General features: G+C 64.7%; 21 protein-coding genes. 9 read left to right on the top strand and 12 right to left on the bottom strand.

What is annotated here, in order from left to right; all coding sequences use genetic code 11:
* The first annotated feature begins 34 nt into the window (after positions 1-34).
* Both AC1RRE_RS00620 and AC1RRE_RS00615 read left to right on the top strand, forming a co-directional pair.
* The gene (locus AC1RRE_RS00620; RefSeq protein ID WP_492979107.1) at positions 35-910 is read left to right on the top strand and encodes an alpha/beta hydrolase family protein; all 876 of its coding nucleotides are present in this window, start codon (positions 35-37) and stop codon (positions 908-910) included.
* Positions 907-1,734, top strand: coding sequence for an amidohydrolase family protein (locus AC1RRE_RS00615; RefSeq protein WP_492979106.1), 828 nt, complete (start codon positions 907-909; stop codon positions 1,732-1,734). The genes AC1RRE_RS00620 and AC1RRE_RS00615 overlap by 4 nt, the downstream gene beginning before the upstream one ends.
* Here AC1RRE_RS00615 and copM read toward each other — a convergent pair.
* From copM to AC1RRE_RS00590, 5 genes are all read right to left on the bottom strand, one after another.
* Positions 1,731-2,180 (bottom strand): CopM family metallochaperone, encoded by a 450-nt coding sequence (copM, locus tag AC1RRE_RS00610; protein ID WP_492979105.1) that lies wholly within the window; start codon positions 2,178-2,180, stop codon positions 1,731-1,733. The two genes, AC1RRE_RS00615 and copM, sit on opposite strands and share 4 nt — an antisense overlap.
* Positions 2,181-2,182: 2 nt before the next feature.
* On the bottom strand, positions 2,183-3,547 hold the full coding sequence (locus tag AC1RRE_RS00605; RefSeq protein ID WP_492979104.1) for a hypothetical protein: 1,365 nt from the start codon (positions 3,545-3,547) through the stop codon (positions 2,183-2,185).
* A gap of 120 nt (positions 3,548-3,667) precedes the next feature.
* A complete protein-coding gene (locus tag AC1RRE_RS00600) occupies positions 3,668-5,116 on the bottom strand; it encodes an efflux transporter outer membrane subunit (protein ID WP_492979103.1) in 1,449 nt (482 codons plus the stop codon).
* A gap of 21 nt (positions 5,117-5,137) precedes the next feature.
* A complete protein-coding gene (locus AC1RRE_RS00595) occupies positions 5,138-7,117 on the bottom strand; it encodes a MacB family efflux pump subunit (protein WP_492981316.1) in 1,980 nt (659 codons plus the stop codon).
* Between the two features lie 24 nt (positions 7,118-7,141).
* The gene (locus AC1RRE_RS00590; protein WP_492979102.1) at positions 7,142-8,296 is read right to left on the bottom strand and encodes an efflux RND transporter periplasmic adaptor subunit; all 1,155 of its coding nucleotides are present in this window, start codon (positions 8,294-8,296) and stop codon (positions 7,142-7,144) included.
* A 233-nt stretch (positions 8,297-8,529) separates the two neighbouring features.
* On the opposite strand from AC1RRE_RS00590, the gene AC1RRE_RS00585 reads away from it, so the two are divergent.
* Positions 8,530-9,405, top strand: a complete 876-nt coding sequence (locus AC1RRE_RS00585; protein ID WP_492979101.1) for an RNA polymerase sigma-70 factor — start codon at positions 8,530-8,532, stop codon at positions 9,403-9,405.
* On the opposite strand, the gene AC1RRE_RS00580 is transcribed toward AC1RRE_RS00585, so the two are convergent.
* Together AC1RRE_RS00580 and AC1RRE_RS00575 are read right to left on the bottom strand one after the other, a co-directional pair.
* A complete protein-coding gene (locus AC1RRE_RS00580; protein WP_492979100.1) occupies positions 9,406-9,651 on the bottom strand; it encodes a hypothetical protein in 246 nt (81 codons plus the stop codon).
* A gap of 270 nt (positions 9,652-9,921) precedes the next feature.
* Positions 9,922-11,142: an argininosuccinate synthase gene (locus AC1RRE_RS00575; protein WP_492979099.1), complete on the bottom strand. Its 1,221-nt coding sequence runs from the start codon at positions 11,140-11,142 to the stop codon at positions 9,922-9,924.
* A gap of 195 nt (positions 11,143-11,337) precedes the next feature.
* Here AC1RRE_RS00575 and AC1RRE_RS00570 point away from each other — a divergent pair, with 195 nt between their 5' ends.
* From AC1RRE_RS00570 to AC1RRE_RS00560, 3 genes are read left to right on the top strand one after another with little or no spacing between them, the layout of a single operon-like run.
* Positions 11,338-11,985: a hypothetical protein gene (locus AC1RRE_RS00570; RefSeq protein ID WP_492979098.1), complete on the top strand. Its 648-nt coding sequence runs from the start codon at positions 11,338-11,340 to the stop codon at positions 11,983-11,985.
* A 3-nt stretch (positions 11,986-11,988) separates the two neighbouring features.
* Entirely contained in the window at positions 11,989-12,516 is a 528-nt protein-coding gene (locus tag AC1RRE_RS00565) for a hypothetical protein (protein WP_492979097.1), read from the top strand.
* A 33-nt stretch (positions 12,517-12,549) separates the two neighbouring features.
* The gene (locus tag AC1RRE_RS00560; RefSeq protein ID WP_492979096.1) at positions 12,550-13,059 is read left to right on the top strand and encodes a hypothetical protein; all 510 of its coding nucleotides are present in this window, start codon (positions 12,550-12,552) and stop codon (positions 13,057-13,059) included.
* Between the two features lie 57 nt (positions 13,060-13,116).
* Here AC1RRE_RS00560 and AC1RRE_RS00555 read toward each other — a convergent pair whose 3' ends face one another.
* Entirely contained in the window at positions 13,117-13,335 is a 219-nt protein-coding gene (locus tag AC1RRE_RS00555; protein WP_492979095.1) for a succinate dehydrogenase assembly factor 4, read from the bottom strand.
* 119 nt (positions 13,336-13,454) lie between these two features.
* On the opposite strand from AC1RRE_RS00555, the gene htpX reads away from it, so the two are divergent.
* Positions 13,455-14,423, top strand: coding sequence for a zinc metalloprotease HtpX (htpX, locus tag AC1RRE_RS00550; protein ID WP_492979094.1), 969 nt, complete (start codon positions 13,455-13,457; stop codon positions 14,421-14,423).
* Here htpX and AC1RRE_RS00545 read toward each other — a convergent pair.
* The 4 genes from AC1RRE_RS00545 to AC1RRE_RS00530 form a co-directional block, all read right to left on the bottom strand.
* Complete coding sequence (locus tag AC1RRE_RS00545) at positions 14,420-16,147, bottom strand: ABC transporter ATP-binding protein/permease (RefSeq protein WP_492979093.1); 1,728 nt, start codon at positions 16,145-16,147, stop codon at positions 14,420-14,422. The two genes, htpX and AC1RRE_RS00545, sit on opposite strands and share 4 nt — an antisense overlap.
* A gap of 110 nt (positions 16,148-16,257) precedes the next feature.
* Positions 16,258-18,300 carry a TonB-dependent receptor family protein gene (locus tag AC1RRE_RS00540; RefSeq protein WP_492979092.1) on the bottom strand — a complete coding sequence of 681 codons (2,043 nt, stop codon included), beginning with the start codon at positions 18,298-18,300 and terminating at the stop codon, positions 16,258-16,260.
* 80 nt (positions 18,301-18,380) lie between these two features.
* Positions 18,381-19,313, bottom strand: coding sequence for a DUF1775 domain-containing protein (locus AC1RRE_RS00535; RefSeq protein ID WP_492979091.1), 933 nt, complete (start codon positions 19,311-19,313; stop codon positions 18,381-18,383).
* A gap of 44 nt (positions 19,314-19,357) precedes the next feature.
* A complete protein-coding gene (locus AC1RRE_RS00530; RefSeq protein ID WP_492979090.1) occupies positions 19,358-19,762 on the bottom strand; it encodes a DUF2946 family protein in 405 nt (134 codons plus the stop codon).
* A 206-nt stretch (positions 19,763-19,968) separates the two neighbouring features.
* Here AC1RRE_RS00530 and AC1RRE_RS00525 point away from each other — a divergent pair, with 206 nt between their 5' ends.
* Complete coding sequence (locus tag AC1RRE_RS00525) at positions 19,969-20,592, top strand: HupE/UreJ family protein (protein ID WP_492979089.1); 624 nt, start codon at positions 19,969-19,971, stop codon at positions 20,590-20,592.
* Between the two features lie 281 nt (positions 20,593-20,873).
* Entirely contained in the window at positions 20,874-22,223 is a 1,350-nt protein-coding gene (gene rho / locus AC1RRE_RS00520; RefSeq protein ID WP_492979088.1) for a transcription termination factor Rho, read from the top strand.
* Positions 22,224-22,344: the final 121 nt, after the last annotated feature.

Genomic DNA, 22,344 nt, shown 5'->3' with positions numbered 1-22,344 from the left:
CCGGACTCCGGACGGCGCTTTTATGGTCGCCGGCATGAGCAAGACCGACATCACAATTCCCTGCGCTGACGGCCAGATGCTGGCCGCCAGCCTGTTCGAGCCGGCGCAGTCCAATGGCCTGAGCCTGCAGATCAACGGCGCTACCGGCGTGCCGCGTCGCTATTACGAGGCCTTTGCCACCTTCATGGCGGCGCAGGGCTTCACCGTGCTGACCTTCGATTATCGCGGCATCGGCGGATCGGTGCAGACGCCGGGCGCGCCGGCGCCGCGCATGCTGGACTGGGGCCGGCAGGATCATGCGGCCGCGCAAAACTGGCTGAAGCAGAATCATCCGGCGCTGCGCCCCACGCTGGTCGGCCATTCCTTCGGCGGGCAGATTTTCGGTCTCACGCCGCAGGGCGAAGCCGCCGCCGCCATTCTCACTGTCGCGGCACAGCACGGCTACTGGCGCAACTGGTCGCTGAAGCATCAACTGCGCCTGCTGCTGTCCTGGTATGTAGTGGTGCCTCTGGCCGTCGCCATCAAGGGATATCTGCCGGGCCGGATTATCGGCGGCGAAGCCTTGCCGGCCGGCGTGGCGCGCGACTGGTCGCGCTGGTGCCGCTCGCCGCATTACGTCTGCGATGACAACGGCCTGCCGCTGCGCCCGTATAACAACCTGGTCCGCGCGCCGATGCGCATGATCAGCTTCGCCGATGATGCGTCGGTTGCCCCGAAGAAGGGCGTCGACAAGCTGATGGAATATTACCCGAACGCCGCGATCGAACGGCTGCATGTGGCGCCGCAGGACTTGGACATGAAGCGCATCGGGCATTTCGGCTTCTTCCGGCGCGATACGCCGCCGCAGGTCTGGGCCGTACAGGCCGCCTGGCTCGCCGATGCCGCGCGCAAGGATCGTGCCGCCGCATGAGCGACCGCGCTTTCGTTATCGACGTCTGGGCGCAGCCCGTGTTCAACGCGCGACAGTCCATGCCCGAAGTCGTGCGGCTGTTCGAGCAGTCGGGCACGGCGGCGATGCTGGACAAGGCATTGTCGCCGGTCGAACTGGTCGCCCTGATGGATGCGGCGGGCGTGGACCGACTGATGCTCTGCGCCTGGGCCCGGCCGGGGCGCTGGGTTGTGACGAACGACGAGGTGGCGCATTTCACCCGCGCCTATCCCGACCGCTTCACCGGCGTTGCCGCCGTTGATCTGCATAAGCCGATGGATGCGGTGCGCGAACTGGAGCGTGCCGTGCGCGAGCTGAGATTCAAGGCCCTGCGCGTCGTGCCCTGGCTGTGGGAATTGCCGCCGACCGACCGGCGCTATTATCCGCTCTATGCCAAATGCGTCGAACTGGGCATTCCGTTCTGCACGCAGGTCGGCCATACCGGGCCGTTATTCCCGTCCGAGACCGGCCGGCCGATTCCCTATATCGACCAGGTGGCGCTGGATTTTCCCGAGCTCGTGATTGTCGGCGGTCATATCGGCCATCCCTGGACCGACGAAATGCTGGCGCTGTGCTGGAAGCACGAGAATATCTATATCGACACGTCGGCTTATCTGCCGAAGATGTATCCGCCGTCGCTGGTGCAGTTCATGCGCGGCTATGGCCAGGACAAGGTGCTGTTCGGCACCAACTTCCCGCATCTGCCATTCGACCGTTGCCTGAAAGGCGTGGATGCGCTCGATCTGCCGCCGGAGGCGAAGGCGAAGTTTCTCGGTGGTAATGCGAAGCGGGTATTCCGCCTTTAGCGGCCGCGCGTGCCGCCCAGTGCGGGAAAGCCGCCGGGCTGCGGATCGGGGCCGCGGCGCAGGATTTCCAGCCGCGCCCGCATCGCCTCGATCTCGGCCTGCTGCGATGCGATGATGTCTTCGGCCAGCCGGCGGGTCAGCGGATCCTCGCCATGCTCCAGTGTCAGCCGCGCCATGTCGATGGCGCCCTGGTGATGCGGAATCATCATCGCCAGGAAATCCACATCCGGATTGCCGCTGTAACCGGGCTGATGCATGTCCTGCATCATCCTAGCCATGTCGGCGGTCATGCGGCTTTCGAAGGGCGAGGCCTGCGCGGGCTGGCCGTGGCCCGCATGACCATGCTTTGAATGATCATGCGACAGCGATACCGGCATGTCGAAGGCGAGTGCCGCCGCCAGCAGTGATGCCAGCAATACGGCACCGCCCAGGTATTTCAGCGCCATGGTCAGCCCGAATGCGTCGGGCTGCCGGGCCGGTAATAGACCAGGTTGATGCTCTTCTTGTTGCGCAGCTTGCCCGACGGCAGTTCCAGCGATCCCAGCGGAATCTGCGCGACGAATTTCGGGTTATGGGGATCGGAGACGTCGAAGGCGGTGCAGACGGTCTGGCCTTCATTCGGCGTGCCGGGCAGCTCGTCCTGCTCATGCGCGACATAAAGCATGGTGTGGGACGGGTTGGTCCACAGGCCATGGGCCTCGCGGCCCTGGCTGAAGAAGGTGCCGGTGACCTTGCGCTGGCCCGGTGCGGCGGCGCGGTCGATGATGGCGATGCGGCTGGAAGCGACGCCGCCGGGGCCGCCGTCATCGACACGGGCCAGGCTCGCATAGACGACCTTGCCCTTGGCATTCTCGACGAATTCGACGTGATTGGGCCGCGACAGCTCGCCCAGCGGCACATGGTCGATCAGCTGAGGGTCGCCATCGATGCTGCGGACCGACAGGCTGTCGGCCAGTTTGTGGCTGAGCCACATCTCGCGGCCATCTGGCGCCATCTTCAGGAAGGGCGTGAAGCCGAACTTGTCCTGTCCGGCGATGTCGACCGTCGTGCGCAGACGCGGGCGGCTGTACCCGTCCTTGCCGACATTGGTTTCGTAAACCGCGAGCTTCGGCACCTTTTGCGACACGGCGAAGGCCAGTGCGCCGTCGCGCGAGAACCAGATCTGCGCCGGGCCATGCACGGTGGGCACATAGCCGCGGATGGCGCGCACGTCTTCACCAGCCGATTCGCGCTTGGCCAGTTCGACATCGACAATGGCGAAGCGGTCTTCACCGCGGAGCGACACCCAGATTTCCTTGCCGTTGCGGCTCCAGGTCGGCTCATGCGGCTCGCGGCCGACCAGCACGCCGCTGGTCACGGCTTCCTTGCTGGTGGTTTCGCGGGCCAGCGGGTTGAGCCGATTGCCGATCACGCGCTTGGTGCGCACGTCGATCAGGTAGATGTTGCTGCTGCCGCGCCCGGTGACGGCGGCCATGGTCTGGTCGGGCGAGGGCGCCGCGCCATGGATGTTGATCGCGCCGTGATACAGCGGCTTGGTCACCATCGCCGCATGGGTCGGGATGGTGCCGCCGGTGACAAAGCGGAAGGGCGGACGCGGATCGGCGTCGAAGCTGGTCAGGTTGATTGTGGTCTCGACCTTATTGGTGTTCGGGTCGATCACCGACAGGGTGTTGGAATCCTCGTTGCAGATCAGGATGCGGTCGCCGGGTTCGATATCGGCGGCATGGGCGGCACCGGGCCAGGAGGCGCTGCCCAGTGCAGCGAGCGCACCGGCCGTGGTGGCCATGAGCATCTGTCGGCGATTGAGGTCCATCTCGAGTCTCCAGCGATTGCATCCTGGAGATGAGACTCTGTGTCGTGACGTTTATTCCCGTAGGCGTTTAAAAATCTGAACCGACTATGCCGGTAATCTGCATGTGCTAACCCTGTGGAGTTAGTCCCTCTGTGCCAGCGGACCGATCACGCTGCCGTCCCAGCCGCCGCCCAGCGCCTTGTACAGGTCGACGCTGGCGCCGAGTCGGCCGAGCGAGGCCTGCACCATGGCGTCGTTAGCGGAAAAGACCGAACGTTGCGCATCCAGCAGGTCGAGGAAACCGACAGTGCCGGCGCGATAGCGTGATTCAACGATGCGATAGGCATCGCTGGCCTGGGCATAGGCCTCCGACGAGAATCCGAACTGGCGGCCGCTGTTGACAGTGGCGCCCAGCGCATCCTCGGTGTCGCGGAAGGCACTGAGGATGGCGCCGCGATAGGTTTCCACCAGCTCGTCCTTGCGGGCGCGGGAGAGTTCCTCGCCGCCTTCCAGGCGACCGCCCTCAAAGATCGGCGCGGTGAGCGAGGCGGCGATCGAATAGATCATGGTGCCCGGATCGAACAGCGCGCCCGTTGTGCCTGCCTGGCTGCCGGCGCGGCCGGTGAGGTCGAGGCTGGGGAAACGCGCGGCGCGCGCGGCGCCGATGTCGAAATTGGCGGCCTTCAGGTCGGTTTCGGCTTTGCGCAGGTCGGGCCGGCGCAGCAGCAGTTCAGACGGCAAACCAGCTGCGACGCGCGGCAGCGTCAGATTGGCCAGCGTGGTGCCCTCGACGCGGAACCCTTGAGGGTTGCGGCCGAGCAGCACGGCCAGCGCATCCAGCGTCTGGCGCTCGGTCTGCTCCAGCACGGCGACGGAGGCGCGCTGGGTCGCGACATTGGCGCGCTGGGTGGCGACTTCGTAATCGGTGATGATGCCGTTGCGGCGCTGGGTCTCCAGCAGCTCCAGCACGCCCTGCGCCGAGCGCAGGGTTTCGTTGGCGAGCCGCACGCGGTCGCGCACCGACAGCAGCTGGAAATAGGTGTTGGCGATATCGGCATAGAGCGTGATCGCCACCGTCTCACGGTCATAGCGGCTGGATTCGAGCCGCGACAGTGCCGCATCGGCATTGGCGGAATTCGCGCCGAACAGGTCGAGCTGATAGCCCACGGTCAGGTTGCCGCTGAAGCTGTTTCGGATGATCGCATCATTGCGGCTGCTGCTGGTGGTCGTGCTGCTGCCGCTCGCGGCCTGGCGGCCGGTGCGGGTGCGGCTGGCACCGGCATCGACGCCGACGGTGGGGTAGAGAGCCGCGCCGGAAATCTTTGCCTGCGCCTCGGCCTGGCGGATGCGGGCGACGGCGGCGCGAAGATCAGTGTTGTTGTCGCGCGCGGACGCAATCAGGCGATCCAGCTCGGCCGAGCCAAAGCCGGTCCACCAGCTCGCTTCTGGCCAGATGTTGACGCCATCCTGGCGGCTGTCCCAGGCGGCCGGGGTTTCGACCTTGGGCTTGAAGTAATCCGGCACCATCGAGCAGGCCCCGAGGGAGACGGAGAGCAGCGCAATGGCCGCGGCGGAGGAAAGCATGCGCATGGAGAGTGTTCCGATATTTTTTTATTCAGCCGCGAGGGCGACGACGGGATCGAGATCGGCGGCCTTGCGCGCCGGCAGGTAGCCGAACAGCAGACCGGTGCCGAAGGCGCAGAAGAAGGCGAGCAGCACCGGCTCGACCGAGAAAATCACCGGCCGGCCGAAAGAGGCGAACAGCCAGGTGGTGCCCAGACCCACCGCGACGCCGATCAGGCCGCCCAGCGTGCAGATGGCCAATGCCTCGGCGTTGAACTGCATCATGATGTTCAGGCGGCGCGCGCCGGTGGCCATGCGCACGCCGATCTCGCGGGTGCGCTCGGTGACGCTGACCAGCATGATGTTCATCACGCCGATGCCGCCGACCAGCAGCGAAATGGCAGCGATCGACCCAAGCAGAATGGTGAGCGTATTCTGGGTTTCCATGGCGGTTTCGATGATGGAGGCCATATTCCGGATCTGGAAGTCTTCGGTCCGGTGACGGGCGATCAGAAGCTGGCGGATTTCTTCCTGCGTGTCATTGATCCGCGTCACATCCTGAACCTGGACTGTGATGGTGCGCACATAGCGCTGGCCGAACAGCCGCAGCATGCCGGTGGTCAGCGGTACATAGGCGACATCGTCCTGGTCGGCGCCCCAGGGCGTCGCGCCCTTGGGTGACATAATGCCGATGACCTGGAAGGGAATATTGTTCAGCAACATATATTTCCCGATCGGGTCGATATCCTCGAACAGGTTGTTGGCCACGGTCTGGCCGATGACGGCGACCGGAAGGTAGGACTTCACATCGTCGTCCGAGAAGAAAATACCTTCGCGCACCGGCCATTCGCGCGCCACAGGGAAGGGCGCGGTGGTGGCGTTGACCTGGGTAACGTAATCGCGGCCATTGGCGCGCACGGTGACGTTGCTGGCATATTCCGGCACGGCGGCCAGGATGTTGTGCAGCTCGGCGCTGATGGCTTCGGCATCGTCCGCGATCAGCGTCGCCGTCACGCCGGTCGGCCGGATGTTGGGCGCGCCGGGCCGGATCAGCAAAAGGTTGGTGCCCATGGCGGTGATGCGGTCCAGTACCTGCTGCTTGGCGCCGTCGCCAATCGCCAGCATCGCCACCACCGAGGCCACGCCGATGATGATGCCCAGCAGGGTGAGCAGCGTGCGCAACAGATTGCTGTGCAGCGCCTGCAGCGCCATGCGGCCGGCTTCCATGGCATCGAACAGCGCAAAGGCGCGGCTGCGCAGGCGGGAGGGCTGTTTCGGTGCGGCGACGGCGGCGGGCGGCACGTCATGCTCGACCGGATGGTCGGCGACGATATTGCCGTCCTTCAGTTCGATGATGCGGTTGGCCTGCGCCGCGACCTCGTGATCATGGGTGATCAGCAGAATGGTGTGACCCTGCGCGTTGAGGTCGTGCAACAGGTGCATGACCTCCTGGCCGCTCTTGCTGTCCAGCGCGCCGGTGGGTTCGTCGGCCAGGATGACGGCACCGCCGTTCATCAGGGCGCGGGCGATCGAGACGCGCTGCTGCTGGCCGCCCGAGAGCTGCGTCGGGCGATGGTCCAGCCGCTCGGCCAGGCCTAGCATGGTCAGCAGGTCCTCGGCACGCTTCGTCCGCGCGGCGCGCGGCAGGCCGGCATAGATCGCCGGCATCTCGACATTGGCGGTGGCGGTTTCGGTCGGCAGCAGGTTGTACTGCTGGAAGATGAAACCGAACGCCTCGCGCCGCAGCAGTGCGCGTGCATCGGCATCCAGCGCCGACACTTCCGATCCATCGAAGCGGTAGCTGCCGCTGGTCGGCCGGTCCAGAAGGCCGATCAGGTTCATCAGCGTCGACTTGCCCGAGCCCGACGCGCCCATGATGGCAACGAATTCGCCGGGATGGATATCGAGCGAAACGCCATGCAGCACTTCGACCGCCAGTGTGCCGCGATAGAAGGTCTTGCGGATGTCACGCAAGCTGATGATCGGGCCGGGATCGCTTGCCGCGCGGGTCTCGCTACCGGGTGCCATACGGTTCATGGCGCTGCCCTGATGCTACAGGCGCGGCGTGCGCGTCGGCGCAGCACCGGCTGGCGGCTTGGTCGCGACGATGTCGATCACGACCTCGTCGCCGGCGGCTACGCCGTTGCTGATCGCGGCATTGACGCGGTTGCTGGCAGCGATCTCGACGATGCGGCGTGCCGGCTGGCCGTTTTCCAACACGCGCAGCGCATAGCGCGGCTTGCCCGGCTGGGTCTGCGGCAGCGGACGCAGCGCGGCCATCGGCACGACGGGCAGGTTGTCGGCCTTGGAGATGACGAAAAAGACCTGGGCACTCATCTGGGTCAGCAGGTCGTTATCCGGATTCTCGACATCGAACAGCGCGGAATAGAGAACGACATTGTTGACCACTTCCGGCGTGGGCAGGATCTGGCGCAGGCGGCCTTCACGGCGCTTGTCGGGTTTGCCCAGCGTGGTGAAATAGGCCGGCATGCCAACCGTCAGCTTGGGCACGTCGGCTTCCGACACCTGGGTCTTCACCGTCATGGTGTCGAGATCGGCGATGCGGAGCACGATCGGTGCCGACTGATTGGCATTCAGGGTCTGGCCCTGGCGCGCGATGATGTCGACCACGGTGCCGGTCATCGGCGCGTAGATCTTGGTGTAGCTCAAGTTTGCCTGGTCAGAGCGGAGCGTCGATTCGCCCTGCTGTATTTGCGCGTCCAGCACGGCGATCTGGGCGACCAGCGACTTGCGGCCGGCTTCGGCACTGTCATAGGCATCCTGGCTGGTGGCGCGGCCGGCCAGCAGGTTCTTCTGCCGCTCGAACTGGCGCTCGGCCAGGCCGAGCTGCACCTGCTTGTCGGTCTTCTGCGCGCGCAGGGCCTGCAGGTTGGCGAGGTCGGCGGCGACGCGCGCCTCATAGATGGTGGGGTCGATCTGCGCCAGCAGCGCGCCCTGCTCGACGCGCTGGCCGAAATCGACATTGATCATCTTGAGCTGGCCCGAGACCTGGGTGCCGACATCGACATAGTTCAGCGGCTGCAACAGGCCGACGGCCGAGACGGTGTCCTCAACGCTGCCCAGCGCCACGGTCTGGGTGCGGAAGCCGGGCTTGGTGTCGGCGCGGGCCGACCAGAACCACCAGGCACCGCCGGCAAGGGCGATGGCGGCGACGGCGGCGGTCAGGATCAGGCGGAAGTGTTTCATGGTCCGGGATATGGAGGGGTTTGAAGATTAAACGGAAGGGCTTTCTGAATCCTGCGGTCCGCACAGCCTGCCGGACCGGCTGGCCGGGCGTTCAGATTTTCTGTTAGCATATTGAAATACAACATATTTATTTTCGATCCGGAGGACGTCACAAAGCGCGGGCGTGGTCCGTCTTTAGGGTATCGTGCAGCAGGATGCAGGGCGATGACCGATCCCTGGGTAAAATCGACGTAATGGACGCCAAGACACAAACCTTCGAACGGCACCGCAAGCGCCTGTTCGGTCTGGCCTACCGCATGCTGGGCAGCGTGGGCGATGCCGAGGATGCCGTGCAGGACACCTATCTGCGCTGGCACCGCACCGACACTGCCGCGATCCAGACGCCGGAGGCCTGGCTGGTGACGGCCTGCACGCGGCTGTGCATCGACCGCCTGCGTGCCGCCAAGCAGGAGCGCGAGAATTATCCCGGCATCTGGCTGCCCGAGCCTTTGGTGGAGCTGGAGATCAGCGTGCCGCCGGAGGCATCAGGCAAGGAGATGGCCGACGATCTCTCCATGGCGCTGCTGATGGTGATGGAGCGGCTGAGCCCCGCCGAACGCGCCGCCTATCTGCTGCGCGAAGCCTTCGATTACGATTACCCGCAGATCGCGGCGGCCTTGCAGAAAACCGAGGCCGCCTGCCGCCAGCTCGTCAGCCGGGCGCAGAAGCATCTGAAGGATGCGCGACCGCGCTTCGATGCCGATGCGTCGGCGGCGCGTGCGCTGGCCGAGAAATTCGCGGCAGCGACAAAGGCCGGCGATGCTTCGATGTTTGCGGGCCTGCTGGCCGAGGATGCGATGATCTGGGCAGATGGCGGCGGCAAGGCGACGGCGGCGCTGAACGTGATCCACGGAGCCGAGAAGATCGCGCGCTTCTTTGTCGGCGTGCGCCGCAAGCAGCCCGCAACGCTGCGCCGCGTGTTCGCGCATATCAACGGTCAGCCGGGCTGGCTGTTCTACGATGGCACGGTGCCGTATATGGCAATGGCCGTGGATATTGTTGACGGCGTGGTACGCAACATCTTCATCATGCGCAACCCGGACAAGCTGGCGGGTCTGCCGGCTATCTGATCAGGCGTAGATGTCGACGTAGCGGCCCAGCCCGTTGCGGATGGCGCCCAGCACCCGGCGGAAGGAGCGACGCTCCTTCTTTTCCGCTTTTTCGGGATGGGACGCGCGGGCCGGCTCCTGGCGCGGGCCGTCGAGGCGGCTGAGCGCACGCTGCCACAGGCGCTCTTCCATATAGCGTTCATTGGCCTTCGCCGTGCGACGATAGACAGTGGCCGGCGGAATGACGCTCACGCGGGTGACGATCATGGCGGTTCTCCTGTCTTCTACGGGAGCAGGCCGGCATGGCCTGCGGCCCTTTCGGGTCGTGACAGGAAAAGTAGAGGCAAAACCGCCAATTAGGTTGCGACCAGACTGTGGCCTCTCGTGACAAGATCGCGACAGAAACCTTTGTTTTTCAATGGAATCCGGCAAATTCGGCTTTGTCACAGCGCAGCGGAGCCTGGCTGCCGCCAGCTCCTGAAACGAGAAAAGGCGGGGAGTTGCGTCCCCGCCTTTTCGTATCGGTATCAGCCAGGCTTAGCTGTTCTGGCGGTTCAGCAGGCGCAGGCGTAGCGCATTCAGCTTGATGAAGCCGGCGGCATCCTTCTGGTCGTAGACCGAGTCCGCTTCGAAGGTGACATGCGCCAGCGAGTAGAGCGACTTGGGTGACTTGCGGCCGACCACGTTGACCGAGCCCTTGTAGAGCTTCAGGCGCACGCTGCCTTCCACATTCTCCTGGCTCTTGTCGATCAGGGCCTGCAGCATCTGGCGCTCAGGCGAGAACCAGAAGCCGTTGTAGATCAGCTCGGCATAGCGCGGCATGATCTCGTCCTTGAGATGCGCGGCGCCGCGATCCAGCGTCACCTGCTCGATGCCGCGATGGGCCATGTGCAGGATGGTGCCGCCCGGCGTCTCGTAGATGCCGCGGCTCTTCATGCCGACGAAGCGGTTTTCCAGAAGATCAAGACGACCGATGCCATGCTTGCCGCCGAGCTCGTTCAGCTTGGTCAGCAGCGCGGCCGGCGACAGCGCCTGGCCGTTGACGGCAATCGCATCGCCCTTCTTGAACTCGACTTCGACATATTCCGGCTGGTCCGGGGCCTTTTCCGGATCGATGGTGCGCGAGTAGACGAACTCGGGCGCCTCCACCCACGGATCTTCCAGCACTTTGCCTTCGGCCGAGATATGCAGCAGGTTGGCGTCGACCGAGAACGGCGCTTCGCCGCGCTTGTCCTTGGCGATCGGAATCTGGTGCTTCTCGGCGAAGTCGATCAGCGCGGTGCGCGAGTTCAGGTCCCATTCACGCCAGGGCGCGATCACCTTGATGTCGGGCTTCAGTGCGTAATAGCCCAGCTCGAAGCGCACCTGGTCGTTACCCTTGCCGGTGGCGCCATGGCAGACGGCATCGGCGCCGACTTCGCGCGCGATCTCGATCTGGCGCTTGGCGATCAGCGGACGTGCGATCGAGGTGCCGAGCAGGTAGAGGCCCTCATACATCGCGTTGGCGCGGAACATCGGGAAGACGAAGTCGCGCACGAATTCCTCGCGCACGTCCTCGATGAAGATCTGCTTCACGCCGAACATCTCGGCCTTCTTGCGCGCCGGCTCCAGCTCCTCGCCCTGGCCCAGATCGGCGGTGAAGGTCACCACCTCGCAGCCATAGGTCTCCTGCAGCCATTTCAGGATCACCGAAGTGTCGAGGCCGCCGGAATAGGCCAGAACCACCTTCTTGACGCTGCCATGCTTGCTGCCGCTCATCGGGCGCACTCCTTGAATGCCGGGAAAATCGGGCCGGAGTATAGGCAAGCGCGGCGGCCGATCAATGGGGAGGGGCGGCCCTCCAAAGTAATCTTGTCCCGGAAACCGCTCTATTATAAGAGGAAAGAGGGGACGCGAGGTCGCGTCATGAGGGGGAATATGCGGTTACGGGGACTCCCGCTGTTGCAGCGGGTCATGGGCGTCATCGTGGTCGTGGTCGGACTGACCGGCTGCTCCAAGCTGCATGTCGAGCCGATGGCGGCCAATTACCAGTTCACGCCTAAGGATGACTGGGGCCTGGTGGTGATGGGTCTGGCGGCGGCAAAGCGGCCCACACCCGAAACGAATTTCATGGCTGTTTTCATGCAGCGCTATGACGTGGCCAAGCAGACGGTGATTCCGGCTCCGGCCAAGGATGTGCCGCTGGTCTTCAATATGGCGCGCGGCTTCCGTCACGATGGAACCGATTTCGACACCTCGATCCGCTACGGCGTGCAGCGGGTGCCGCCCGGCAACTATCTGGCATCGCAGATCATGGTGCAGAAATTCACCGGTGGGCGAAATCTTCAGGAGCTGACGCGCACCTACGGCAACCAGGACAAGCCGGTGGCGGCCAATTTCCTCGCCAGCGAGGAGCAGCTTTCCGTTGCCGGACGTGAGGTGCCGCGCTTCACGGTGAAGCCCGGTGAAGTGGTCTATATCGGCGATTACACCGTCGATGCGAATGTCTTTCCGGTGAAGTTCACCAAAATCGAAAACAATCTTGCCCGCGCGCGCGAGGAACTGGCCAAAAGGCCGAGCCTGCAGGGCGAGATACGCTATGGCATGCGGCTGAAGGACTGACGCATGGCCATCCTGCCTCGTCTGGCGGCGGTCGCCGTCTGCCTGATGCTCGGCGCCTGCGCCGCAAGCGGAACCATGCTGAAGGATGTGCCCGGCGGCCTGCCGCCGCTTGCTGCCGATCAGGGGCGGCTGTTTGTATATCGCGATGTCGTGAATGGCGGCGTCCAGAGCGACACGATCCGTCCGGACCTGACACTGGACAATGCACCCATCGGCACGATGCAGGCCGGCGCGGTGCTGGCCTTCGCCCTGCCGGCCGGCGAACACAGTCTGACGCTGGTCGATGGGAAGCATACGCTGGGCGAGGCCGCTTACCGTCTGGCGCCCGGCGCCGAGGGTCCGCTCGTCATACCGGGGCAACAGCAGCGGATCGTGCTGCCGCCCGGCGGCGAGGCTTTCGTCAAGGTCGTGGTGACGCGCAGGCAGATGATCGGCAGTGATTTTGCCATCCGGATTGTCGATCCGGAGCTTGGGCAGCGCGAGGTGCAGACCAGGGTGCTGCAACTGCGGCCGGTGCCGGCTGCGCGATAGAGTGTCGAGAAATCGAGGCTTCGGGGGAAATCGATGCTGCGGAATTACGTGTTGATGCTGGCGGCTGTCCTGCTGCTGGGCGGTTGCGCCGCCAGCGGGCCCAGGCTGGCCGACAAGCCGGAGGCCCTGCCGGTGCTGGCGGACGGCAAGGGCCGGCTGTTCATCTACAGGAACGTGCAGGCCAGCGGCCTCAACGTCGATACCGTGCGGGCCGAGCTGCTGGTGAACGGCGAGAATATCGGCCGCGCCGTGGCGGGCGGCGTCTATGTGCGCGACCTGCCGCCGGGCAGCTATCACGTTGAACTCAAGCCACCGAATTTCGGCGATATCTTCATGTCGGGCAATTATCTGGTTGGCGCCGGCACCACGGTGCAGATCCGGGCGGGCGACGAACAGTTTGTCAGGGTTGGCGCCACAAAATTCTCGATGAGCTGCACCATCGGCTGTGCCGCAACCACGACCTTCCAGGTCGAACCGATGATGTATTCCGCCGGTCGTTCTGAAGCCCCGCAGCGCGTGCTGCAGGGATATGCCGGCCCCTAGTGGCCAACGCCTGGGCGGGTTGCCGCAATTCCGGCGCAATCAGGTCCCATATGGGCCTCAGAAGTCGGAGACGATGCCCTTGCGTTCCCAGTCGCCGTAACGGGTCGGCTCGGGGCCCTTGGGCCCGTCTTCCTCGCCGGGCGCCTGGGTCACCTTGATCGCCGGTTTGGCCGGCGCCAGCGGCTTGCCGGTCTTGGGATCGACCGGACGGCTGTCGATCGCATTGCCGTCCAGGCTGGGAACAGGAGCGGTGGGTCTGGTCTGGTCGTCAGGCATGGCGTCAGCCTTCTTGCGCAGCGGGTTTGTGATCTTAAATATAGCGGTGCGGGTCGGCTGCAAAGCCCGATGACGGTTCCTGGCAGGCACGGTCACCGCAGAGACGAGGGTGAAGAACCATGAATTACATGAAGACGGCGCTTCTGCTGGCGGCCATGACCGGCCTGTTCGGTGCGATCGGCTTCCTGATCGGCGGCGAGGCGGGCATGCTGATTGCGCTCGGCCTGGCCGCGGCAATGAATCTGTTCGCCTACTGGAACAGCGACAAGATGGTGCTGTCGATGTATGGCGCGCGCGAGGTCGATGCGCAGACCGCGCCTGAATTTTACGGGCTTGTGCAGACGCTGGCACAGCGCGCCGGCCTGCCGATGCCGCGCGTCTATGTGATGGACAACGACCAGCCCAATGCATTTGCCACTGGCCGCAATCCGGAGAATGCCGCTGTCGCGGCCACCACCGGACTTCTGCACATGCTGAGCCGCGAGGAAATCGAAGGCGTGATGGCGCATGAGCTGGCGCATGTGAAGAACCGCGACACGCTGATCATGACGATCACGGCCACGCTGGCCGGCGCCATCGGCATGCTGGCCAATTTCGCCATGTTCTTCGGCGGCAACCGGGATGCCGAGGGCAATCGCGGTGGTCTTGGCATGATCGGCAGCCTGCTGATCATGATCCTGGCGCCGATCGCCGCCATGCTGGTGCAAATGGCGATCAGCCGCAGCCGCGAATATGCCGCCGACCGCATGGGCGCCGAGATCAGCGGCAATCCGCATGGTCTGGCCTCGGCGCTGCAGCGCATCAGCGGCACGGCCGAGCGTGTGCCGAACGAGCGCGCCGAGGGCAATCCGGCCACCGCGCATATGTTCATCATCAATCCGCTGCATGGCCGCGGCATGGACAGTCTGTTCTCGACGCATCCGAGCACGGAAAATCGCGTCGCCGCCCTGATGGAACTGGCTGGCAGTGTGCGCGGCGGCGGCCGCTCCTACGAGCAGACCGCTTTTGCTGCAGCGCCACCAGTATCGCGCGGCACCAGCTCGGTGCCGACCTCGGGCGCGGCCAAGCGCCGTCGGCCCTGGGGTTAAGTCAGGGCCAGCGTTGCCGGTCCGCCTGCGACAGCCGGTTTCAACTCGGCATGCCGCGTGTGGAACTTCTGCAGCGCCGGCCGATGGCCGATGCTGAGCACGGCGGTGTCCGGCAGATGCTGCCGTAAAGCCGCCAGCGCTTTCGCTTCGGTGGCTTCGTCCAAGGCGGACGTCGCCTCATCCAGATACAGCCAGTTGGGTTTCAGCAGCAGGGCGCGGGCGAACTGCACGCGCTGCTGTTCGCCGCCGGACAGTTGCTGGTGCCACTGCACTTCCTCATCCAGCCGTGACGCGAGTTTGTCCAGATCGAGGGCTTCGAGCGCGGCGTGATAGTCGGCATCGCTGAAACTGGCTGGATCGCGCGGATAGGCCAGCGCCGCCCGCAACGTGCCGAGTGGCAGGTAGGCCTTCTGCGGCAGGAACAGGCTCTGCGCGTCATCAGCGCGCTGCAGTTTTCCGGCGCCAAACGGCCACAGCCCGGCGATGGCGCGCAGCAGTGTCGTCTTGCCGGTACCCGACTTGCCACCGACCAGCAGGCTCTCGCCGGCTTTCAGCGACAGGCTGCTCACCTGCATCAGGGGCTTGCCGCCAGGCAGGCTCAGCGACAGTCCGTCAACCGTGAGGCCGTCGCCGGTGGTCTCCACCGCGACCTGCGACTGCGCGCCTAGCGTCCTGGCCTTTTCCAGGCCGGCGCGGAAGCCGGTCAGACGCTCGATCACCGCGCGCCATTCGGCGATGTCGGAATAGGAACTGATCAGGTAGCTCAGGGCTTCCTGCACCTGGCCGAAGGCCGAGACGATCTGCATCAGGCCGCCAAGCTGGATGGCGCCGCCGAAATAGCGCGGCGCACCGACCACGAAGGGGAAGATCAGCGCCAGCTGGCCATACCCCGATGTGAACCAAGTCAGTTGCTTGGTCTTGCGCATGATGTCGTAGAAATTCTCGAACACGCCCTTGAAGCGTGTCAGCAGGCCGGCTTGCTCGACCACCTCGCCATGCTGGAAGGCGATGCCCTCGGCATGTTCGCGGACGCGCACCAGATGGAAGCGGAAGTCGGCTTCCAGACGCTGCTTGTCGAAATTCATCTTCACCAGCGGTCGGCCGATCAGATGGGTCAGCCCGGTGCCGGCGGCGGCATAGACGATGGCGACCCAGACCATGTAGCCGGGGATGCTGATCTCATGGCCACCCAGGGTGAAGCTGAAGTCGCCCGACAGCGTCCACAGGATGCCAAGGAAGGAGACCAGCGTGACCACGGCGTTCATCAGGCCGAGCGTCAGCGTCAGCGAGTAGAGCGGAAACAGCCGCAGGTCTTCCGAGATGCGCTGGTCCGGGTTGTCGGTGCCGAGCCCCGCCATCTGCATGTGATAATAGTGCTTCTCCGACAACCAGTCGGCGGTCCAGTACTCGGTCATCCAGCGGCGCCAGCGGATCTGCAGCATCTGCTGCAGGTAAAGGCGGTAGACCGCGACCACGATGAAGGCGAGCGCCACGCCGGTGAAATACAGCAGCAGGGTCTTGAAGCTGTCGAAGTCCTTTTCCTGCAGCGCGTTGTAGAAGTCGTTGTACCACTGGTTGAACCACACGCTGAGGCCGACGCTGGCCAGGTTCAGCACGACGATGACGCCGAGCAGGCTCCAGGCGCTGACGCGTTCTTTCGGATCGAGGAAATAGGGCTTGGCCAGCGACCAGAAATCGCGGCAGAAGGCAGTGAATGTCGGCATGGGGAACCCCGGGCAGGATAACGGCGCCGGTAGAATGCCGGCGCCGCGACCTTAACCCGGAGAGTATGGCGAAGTCTTGGCCGCCATCCCTCCATGAAGAAAGTTTAATCCTACCAGCGATACTCGATGCCGCCATAGACGGCACGGCCGTCGCCCGGATTGAACAGGGCGGAAGTTGCCGTGGCGGTCGTGGTGCCGCTGGCATTCGAGATATAGGCCCTGTCCAGCAGGTTGCGGCCATCGACGAACAGTTTCAGCCCGTTGCCGAAATCATAGCCGGTCTTGAAGCCGAGCAGGGCGTAAGCGTCGGTCTTCAGCGTGTTGGCGTTGTCGACGAAGTAACCCTGCGGCACCCATTCCACATTCGGGCCGGCATACCAGCCATCCGCATGGCTGTAGCGCAGCTCGGCACGGATATAGTGACGCGGCGCGACGGGGATGTCGTTGTTGCGGAACACCGGATCGTGATCGAAGCGGAAATCGCTGTAGGTATAGGCGCCGCGCAGCGATGTCTTGTCGTGGGCGCTGACCAGATTGCGCAGGGCCACCCATTCGCCGCCCAGCTCGATGCCCTGATGGATGGTGTTGTCGGCATTCGACTGGATGCTGAGCGCCGGATTGGCCGGATTCTGCAGAGTCTGGATTTCGTTATGCAGCCAGGCGCGATAGATCGCGGCATCCCAGGCAAAGTCGACGCGCTTGCCGCGCGTGCCGATTTCCAGCGTCTTCGATTGCTGCGCCTCGGCCGAGACCACCGTGGTGGCGGTGCCCAGTTCGGAAAACGGCGGCGGCTCGGTCGACCAGCTGACGTTCGTGAAGATCTGCGTGTCGGGGCGGATATCCCAGCGCGCACCCAGCTTGGGGTTGAGGCTGTTATAGCCGCGCTCCAGCGAGGCATTGCCGTCGGTGAGGAACTTGTCGTCCAGCTTGCGGCGCGCCAGCGTGCCCTGCAGGCCGCCGATCAGGGCGACTTCGGGCACAATATAGAAAGCATCCTCGCCATAGAGTTCCAGTGTATCGGAGTTTTGTTCGGCGCTGTTGGTCAATGCGCCCTTGCTGCCGCCGGCATTGGCGAAGGTGCGGGCCTTGTTGACGCCGGTGAAGTAATTGATACCCAGCGTGATCTCGTTGCGATGACCGGCGATCTGCTGCTCGTCCATCCAGCGCGCGAAGCCGCCGCCATTGGTCTCGTCATTGTCGACCAGGATCGCGCCGTTCAGCGGGTGGAACAGCTGCTTGTTGGCGGCGAAGACGCCGAAGCTGGCTTCGCCGCTGTCGGTCAGCACCGTGGTCTTGCTGGCGCCGCGTAAAGAGTCGATGTTGCGCTTGGTGTTGCCGGTGAAGCTGGAAGCCAGTGTCGATTGCGGATTGTTCAGCGCCTGCGCCTTTGTCACGCTGGCCGAAATCTTCTGGTTGATGTTGGCGGCGCTCAAAAAGAACCGCGTCTCGGTGCGGTCATTGGCGCGCCAGCCGACATTGCCGTTCAGGCGCAGGTAATCCTGGTCGGTATGGTCGCGGAAGCCGCTGCTGTGGCTGTAGGTCGGCGTGACGTAATAGTCGTAATTGCCGCTGGCGCCGCCGACGCCGAACTGCGACCGCATGCTGTCGAAGCTGCCGAATTCCTGGCGCAGCAGGAAGCCCGGCTGGCTGCGGCCTGTCGGGCTGACGAAGTTCACCGCGCCGCCCAGTAGCGACGCGCCGTATTGCAGGGCATTCGCACCCTTGAACACTTCGGTGTAATCGACCGCGAGCGGATCGATCTCCATGGTGTCGCCCGAGCCGTCGGCATCGGTGATCGGCACGCCGTCGCGCAGGATGCGGGTGCCGCGCAGGTGGAAGCTGCGCGACAAGCCGGAGCCACGGATCGACAGGCGCGAATCCTCCTGGCCATATTTCGACTGGGCAAACACGCCCGGCACATAGTCCAGCACATCCTTCACCGTGTTGGCGCGGCCGTCGCGCACCTCGTCGGCCGGCACGATGTCGACGCCGCCGGCCGTCTTCTCGATGCGGCGGCGGGCTTCTTCGGCATTCGGTACGGTGGCGGATTCAGTCTCAGGCTTCGCCGTCACGGTGATCGGCGGGGTAACGGTCTGCGCCAGCGTCATGCCGGGCAGGGCGGCCAGCAGCAGGCCATAGGTGATATGGTTCATGGGTGTCTCAATCATGGCCACGGGCACGCGGCGACGCCGCCGCAGCACGGATTCGTGGCGGTGTTTCCGGAATGGGGCGATCAGTGGTGGTGCTGGTGACCGCCGCCGGCAGCGGGAGCCGCGCCTGCACCGGCTTTCAGCACCGGCACCTGCAGCGTCACCTTGCCGGCCTTCTCGAAGGTCAGCGTCAGCGGCACCTGGCTGCCGTCTTTCAGTGGCTGGTGCAGGTCGATCAGCATGATGTGATAGCCGCCGGGCTCCAGCGCAGTCTGGCCATTGGCCGGCACGGGGATGTTTTCCACCGGGCGCATGCGCATCGCATCGCCGTCTTTCACATGAGTATGCAACTCGACGCTGGCGGCCACCGGCGATTCTGCCTTCAGCAGTTTGTCGGGCGTGCCGCCGGCATTCTTCAGGGTGAGGAAGATGCCGCCGACCTTGGCCGGGGTGGCGCGCGCGAAGGGCTGCAGGATCTGGATGTCGCCGGCCTTGACCGTGACCGGTGCGTTGCCGGCGATGCGGATCAGCGCCGCCGGACGGTCAACCTTCTGTCCGGCAACCGGAATCTGGTCCCAGCGTGCTTCGCCGCCGGCGCAGGTCTGCACGATCGGCAGCCAGAACTCCTGGCCCGGCGCATCGGGCAGCTTCAGCACCAGGCCGAATTCGTCGAACTGCTCGTTGGGCAGATTGCCGCCGCTCCAGGTGATGGCGCTGACCACCGTATCGGTCTTGCGGCCATGGCCGGCATCGACGGGTTGCGCCAGCTTGGTGGTTTCCACCTTGATCTCCCAGCCCGGCTTGGGCTGGGCGCTGGCATTGGCGATGCCTTCGGGGATGGTGACGCGCACCGCCGTCGTGGGCTTGCCGGCGCCGCAGCCATGGCCGACGCGCAGGGCGGTGCGGAAATAGCTGCCCGGCTTCGCCTCGGCCGGATCGGCAACGATATGGGCGAAAGAAGGCGTGGACAGAAGCATGGTGAGCGCCGCAGCGCCCGCAAACCTGATAACCGACATGGGAAAACTCCCGGTAATCCTGAAACGAAGAAGGGTGGCGTAGATCAGGACAGGGAGACGGGTGGCGCGCGCGCCTGCGGTGAATGGGTGTAGGCCTGCGCCAGCGTGCTGCTGCCGGCAGAGCCATAGAGCACCGTGACGGCCAGTTGCGGCAGGGCCAGGTCATGGCCGGCCGGCAGGATGGCCTGGGCGAAACCGGTCGTGCCGAAGCAGACCGGGCAGAGCTTGCTGGTCTTTTCCGCCTTGGCCGGATCGATGTCGACCTGCTGGCCGTCTTGCAGGGCGAGGATACGCAGGCCGAGCGCCGAACAGAGCACGACCTGCTCAATGCCATTGGCGGCCTGCACCTGGCGGGCGGCCTGCTGGGTCAGCGGCAGCAGGGCATGGAACAGCAGCGCGAACAGGGCCGCCATCGCCGCCAGGCGAGGCAGGCTCCAGGATCCGGTCATGACAGAACGGCTGCGCATGGCGCACAGGCTTACCCCCGGACCGGCCGGCGGGCAAGACTGCTCTTGGGGCGGTATTGCCGCAGGGGGAGGCCGTTCCAGAGACGGTACCGGCGTTTGACGGCGAGAAGACCGCCACTTAAGGTCGCCGGCACTGGCTTATGATGGCGACTCGGTCGCCGTCTGGCATGCCGCACGGGAGATACATCATGCTGCGCTCTATCACTGCCGCCACGGTTGCCCTGGCCGGTCTGGTCTCCTCCGCCCCCGCCTTTGCCCACCACCCGATGGGCGGCACTACACCATCGACGCTGATGGAGGGCCTGCTGTCCGGCTTTGGCCATCCGATCCTCGGCATCGATCATTTCGCCTTTATCGTGGCTGCCGGCCTGCTGGCTGCGCCGCGCGTCCGCTGGCTGATCCTGCCGGTCGCCTTTGTCATTGGCTCGTTTGTCGGGTCCCTGCTGCATCTGCGCGGCGTCGACCTGCCGGGCGGTGAACTGCTGGTCGCCGGCTCGGTGCTGCTGCTCGGCCTGCTGCTGGTCGTGCAGGCCCGCATCACCGATGAGCTGTTTGCCGCCATTCTGGCGCTGGCCGGCCTGCTGCACGGCCATGCCCTGGCGGAGTCCATTTTCGGCGCCGAAGCCACACCGCTGGTCGCCTATCTCGGCGGTCTGGCGGTGACGCAATACGGCATTGCGCTGGTTGCGGCGCTGGCCCTGCGCACGCTCAGCTACCGTCATGGCGCGCTGGCGCCGCAGCTCAGCCGGCTTGCCGGCGCGGCGGTCGTGGCGGCCGGCACCTTCTTCCTGGTCATGAACATCACGGCCTGATCCGGGCTGATCGCTATTTTGTTACGGCGGGCGGGAACGCAAATCCCCGCCCGCCCTTGACTTAAACCCGGGCGATTGCTATTTCGCTTGGGCATCCGGCCCATCCTTCTCTCGGGCCGGGGCCGATCCGGCACCTTCCGCACATCAGATTTCAGTACGTAAAAGCGGAACCTGCGCGGGCGGCTCACGACACCCCCCTTCACTGGTTGCTGCGCTCCGTCCCGGATGCGGCGCCCAAATCTCCCAAACAATACCGACCTGCCGAGTCCGCGAGTCCGTCCATGAATCTCCAGGAACTGAAAACCAAATCCCCGACTGACCTTCTGGCCTTTGCTGAAGAGTTGCAGATCGAGAACGCATCCACCCTGCGCAAGCAGGACATGATGTTCGCGATCCTCAAGCAGCTGGCCGATCGCGAAGTCGAGATCACAGGCGAGGGCGTGCTGGAAGTGCTGCAGGATGGCTTCGGCTTCTTGCGCTCCGCCCAGGCCAACTACCTGCCGGGCCCTGATGACATTTATGTCAGCCCGAACCAGATCCGCCGCTTCGGTCTGCGCACCGGTGACACGATCGAAGGCACGATCCGCGCGCCCAAGGATGGCGAGCGTTACTTCGCGCTGCTCAAGGTCAACACGATCAACTATGAAGACCCCGAGCAGACCCGCCACAAGGTCCATTTCGACAACCTGACGCCGCTCTATCCGACCGAACGCCTGCGCATGGAATTGCCGGCGATCGAGGAAGAGGCGCCGGCGGCGCCGGCTGCGGCGCTCAAGACCCCGACGATCAAGAGCCGCGGCGGCGAGAAGCGCGAGAAGATCATCTCGGCGCCCAAGCGCGACGTCTCGGCCCGCGTCATCGACCTGATCTCGCCGCAGGGCAAGGGCCAGCGCGCGCTCATCGTCGCTCCGCCGCGTACCGGCAAAACCGTGCTGCTGCAGAACATCGCGCACGCGATTAGCCACAATCATCCGGAAGTCTACCTGATCGTCCTGCTGATCGACGAACGTCCGGAAGAAGTCACCGACATGCAGCGCACCGTGAAGGGCGAGGTCATCTCCTCCACCTTCGACGAGCCGGCAAGCCGCCACGTCCAGGTCACCGAGATGGTGCTGGAAAAGGCCAAGCGCCTGGTCGAGCACAAGCGCGACGTCGTCATCCTGCTGGATTCGATCACGCGTCTGGCCCGCGCCTACAACACCGTCGTGCCGTCCTCGGGCAAGGTGCTGACCGGCGGTGTGGACGCCAACGCCCTGCAGCGCCCCAAGCGCTTCTTCGGCGCCGCGCGTAACATCGAAGAAGGTGGCTCGCTCACCATCATCGCCACCGCGCTGATCGAAACCGGCTCGCGCATGGACGAAGTCATCTTCGAAGAGTTCAAGGGCACCGGTAACTCGGAAATCATCCTCGACCGCAAGCTGTCGGACAAGCGTACCTTCCCGGCCATCGACATCACCAAGTCGGGCACCCGCAAGGAAGAACTGCTGGTCGACAAGGGCGTGCTGGCCAAGATGTGGGTGCTGCGCCGCATCCTCATGCCGATGGGCGGCCAGGACGCGATGGAGTTCCTGCTGGACAAGATCAAGCACAGCAAGACCAACGCGGACTTCTTCGACTCCATGAATACCTGATCCATCAGGTCATCCGGATACCGACGGGCGGGGCGCAAACCCCGCCCGTTTTTTGTTTTCTTCACCGGCCGCCGGAGTTTTCCCGCCCTATATCTGTTGTAGGTCGTATCTGCCAACGGGA

Source organism: Ferrovibrio sp. GW821-FHT12D07 (assembly GCF_058807275.1).
Note: the sequence above shows the minus strand (reverse complement) of the source record. Positions and strands in the feature narration are given on the sequence as shown.